The organism is Pseudomonadota bacterium (genome assembly GCA_022361155.1).
In the GTDB taxonomy this organism is placed as follows: Bacteria; Myxococcota_A; Polyangia; order Polyangiales; family JAKSBK01; genus JAKSBK01.
Window position 1 is genome coordinate 1 of sequence record JAKSBK010000569.1, and the last position, 3,488, is coordinate 3,488.

General features: G+C 67.6%; 3 protein-coding genes and 1 tRNA gene. All 4 read right to left on the reverse strand.

What is annotated here, in order from left to right; all coding sequences use genetic code 11:
• Positions 1-28 precede the first annotated feature (28 nt).
• The gene (locus tag MJD61_21370) at positions 29-1,096 is read right to left on the reverse strand and encodes a hypothetical protein (protein ID MCG8557810.1); all 1,068 of its coding nucleotides are present in this window, start codon (positions 1,094-1,096) and stop codon (positions 29-31) included.
• Positions 1,051-2,994 (reverse strand): protein kinase, encoded by a 1,944-nt coding sequence (locus MJD61_21375; protein ID MCG8557811.1) that lies wholly within the window; start codon positions 2,992-2,994, stop codon positions 1,051-1,053. The genes MJD61_21370 and MJD61_21375 overlap by 46 nt, the downstream gene beginning before the upstream one ends.
• Positions 2,995-3,024: 30 nt before the next feature.
• Positions 3,025-3,095 (reverse strand) — tRNA-Gln (locus tag MJD61_21380).
• Positions 3,096-3,183: 88 nt separating this feature from the next.
• On the reverse strand, positions 3,184-3,488 hold a 305-nt coding region (locus MJD61_21385), incomplete at its 5' end, for a 16S/23S rRNA (cytidine-2'-O)-methyltransferase (protein ID MCG8557812.1).

Genomic DNA, 3,488 nt, shown 5'->3' on the forward strand with positions numbered 1-3,488 from the left:
ACGCAAAAGCCCGCCCATAGCTGGCTACCTACAGCGAGAAGTGGCTGTGCAGCATGAAGCGTCCGGGGGCGAGCCCTAGCCCGAAAGGCGAACGTAGGCCTAGCCTGAGGTCGGGTGGCAACGGCCGGCGGCGGCGCTCCGTGGTGCTGGGCTCGAAGCGGACCTGCGCATCGACCACGCCGGCGATGGCTGCCAGGGCAAGCAGCACGAAGGAAGCTTGGTTGGTGAATCGAAAGATGGTGGCCACGCGCTCCGCATCGGCTCTCCTGGAGGGGTCGATCTTGCCTTGATCGCGCTGGGACTCGACGTTCTTCCACAGCGCAAAGCTGACAAGGTTGGCAGCCAGGAGGGCACCCTCGCCCACGGCCAAGACCTGGCCCAGGGCCACGTGGCCGTTCTGGAACTGCCCGACTCCGAAGGGCAGCAAGGCCAGCCAGCGCGAGTGCTCGTGCACGACCCACTCGGTCTGCGCGAGCTCCAGGAGGCGGCTGCGCTGAGCGCGCTCCTCCTCAAGCCGGCGTACCTCCTGCTTGCGAGCTCGCGCCTGGGCCAGTTGGTGCTCGCGCGCGCGAGCCTGGCGCTGCTTTAGGAAACGCTCCCGAACAGCGCCAAACACGCGCTGAACTTCGCGTGGAAAGGCGAGCGGGTCGATCTCGTAGCTCGCGTCCTCCTCGAGCAGCGCCTCGAATTGGTGTTCCGCGTCCGCGCCGCGCCCGACGAAGAGGTAGCTCGCACCCAGGTACTTGCGCGATTCCAGCAGCAGCGGCCCCGAGGTGAGGCGGGGCGGCTCGACCACCACGAGCACCTCGAACAGCTCGACCGCCCGCGCATAGGTGCCGAGCTCGTAGGCACGCCGGGCGCGCTGGAAATCGTCGAGGTCGGTGGCCGAAGCACCTGCCGGGGCAAGGCAAAACAGTGTGGTCGCGAGACCCACCCAGCAGCACAGCACGGTCATACGACCGAGCGCCTGGACCGACACGGCCAGCGGCCACCAGCAGTTCGCCGGCAGCGCGCCCGGATAGACGCCCAGCCGCGTGGCATGATTCGGGGCTAAGGGGTCTGCTGTGGCGCTGTGCTTGCGGGCTCGAGGCTGCACTTTACGGTTTCCACCCGGCCGGCTCGGAGTTGTACCTTGCGGGTATAATCTCGGTAGCCGGACGCTGTCACCGTAATCTGGTGGACTTCCGTCCGATCGTGCTCGAGCGGGATCGAAAGGACGCTACGCGAGCGACCGCTGGTCTTGCTGTCGTCCACGCGCACGTTGGCCGGGACGTTGCAGACCACGTACAGCCCCGCCGGCCTCAGGGCAAGGCGCTTGCGCACGGTCGTGACGCCGGGACCCGGGGGGATACGCAGGCGGAAACGCTGATCGAAGCAGCATTCGTGGTCCGCGATGAAGGCGAACTCATGCTCACCCGGAGGCAACTCAATCTGGTTGAACGACGGTCCGAAGGGCTTGGCGGGGGCATCATCCACGGCGATGGACACATTGGCAGGCACAGGCTGGAACACGATCGTCCGGGGCGTGTCGCTCGCGCCGGCCCGCCGCCGTGATGCCTTGGCGCGCGGTCTGCTGCGTGACGCCCCGCGGGGCTCGCTGGCGGCGACGGCAGTCTCCGGCGGACGCACCGGCGGCGCCGAGGAGGCGCCGCGGGGTGCGCCCGGCTGTGCGATCACCGGGCCTGCGGTCGGCTTGACCGCCGCGCCGTCGCGCACGAAACCCGGGGTGTGTGGCGACCGAGAAGCGGTGACCTGCTGCTTCGATCCGGCGTCGCGACGTAACGGATCCTCGACACGGGAGGACGGCAAGGTGACGGTCGCGGCCTCGGCCACGCCGCGGTCGCGGCGCCACTGACCCGCGATCAGATAGAACGCCAGCGCGAGCACGCACCCACCCGCGACCAGCGCGGTGGCGCGCAAGGCGAGGCGACGGCGGCGATCGCGGCCCAGGCGCTGGAGGCTTTGCAGCACTTGCGCGTTGCCCTCATCGAGTGCCAGCACGCGGTTGAAGTGGTCCATGGCCTCGGGGATCCGGCCCTGATCCTGGGCCTGCTCGCCGAGCTTGGCGAGCTTCGCAATCGTGGACTCACGCAAGCGCTGAGCCACTGCCACGGGGTCGCCCAGGTAGTCGGACAACAGCTGTGCGGGCTCGCTGATCCCCACGGCCTCCACAAAGGCCCTGAGATCCTGCTCGAGCTGCACGGCACTCTGGTAGCGCGCGCCTGGATCGAGCTGCAGGCAGCGCACGAGGATGTCGCGCATGGGGGCGCCGATGCTCGCCCGTACCTGCAGCGGATCGGTGTAGCGGCCTTCGGCGATTCTCTTGAGTATCTGGGGCGTGTTGCGGCCGCGGAAGGGCAGCTTGCCCGTGGCCAACAGGTACAGCACGGTGCCCAGCGAGAAGATATCGCTCCGGGCATCGCAGTCACGCCCTTCAAGCTGCTCGGGGGCCAGGTGCCCCGGCGATCCCAGCACCTGACCCGTGCTGGTCATGGTCTGAGCGTCTGCGAGCTGAGCTATCCCGAAATCGCTGAGCTTCACGAGGCGGCGGTCGTGGATCAGCACGTTCTCGGGCTTGACGTCGCGGTGCACCACCTGTGCGCGGTGGGCCGCACTCAGCGCGCGCGCCACGGCGATCCCAAAACAGGCAGCCACTTCGCTGGGAATCTCCGGGTGCTGTTCGGCGAACTGGCGCAGGGTGGGTCCGGTGAGCAGCTCGGTAGCGATGTAGCTCTGCTCGGAATCCTCGCCGCTGTAATCGTAGATCGCGATGATGCCGGGGTGGCGCAGCCGAGCAACCGAAAGCGCCTCGCGTGCGAAGCGGGCTCTGGCCTGGGCCGAGCCGCTCAGGTGCGGATGCATGACCTTGAGAGCGACATCCCGTCTCAGCGTCAAGTCCCGTGCCCGATACACCACGGCCATACCGCCACGACCGATTTCTTCGACGACCTCGTATTTCTCGAGCCGCCTTGGTGCGGGAATCTCACGCGACACGACGAATCGCCGAACGGGCCGGAGCTGGGGTTCGGGAGGGTGGATTCGAACCACCATTCTTGGATCCAAAGTCCAATGTCCTGCCTTTAGACGACTCCCGAGTCGGCGCTTTGCTCCACCGGACCACCTCAATGAATCGGCCTGGCTGACGGAGGCAGAGTAGCTGGCGACGGCAGTAGCGCAACAAGCTCATGGCTCGCGTTCGACCGCCCTGGTTGTCGACTCCCACCACACGAAGTGCTCGAGGTTGCCCCTCGGACCCTCCAGCGACGAATCCAGGGCGCCTCGCAGCTCGAGGCCCAAGCGATGGGCCCGCGCCTTGACTGCGTCGATGGCCTGCGCACGCGCGCGCGCATCGCGTACCACCCCACCCTTGCGCAGCGCCTCACGGCCCACCTCGAACTGGGGTTTCACCAGCGCGACTATGTCACCGGCATCACGAAGTAGCGCTAGCGCTGCAGGCAGCAAGCGGCCAAGGCCAATGAACGCAGCAT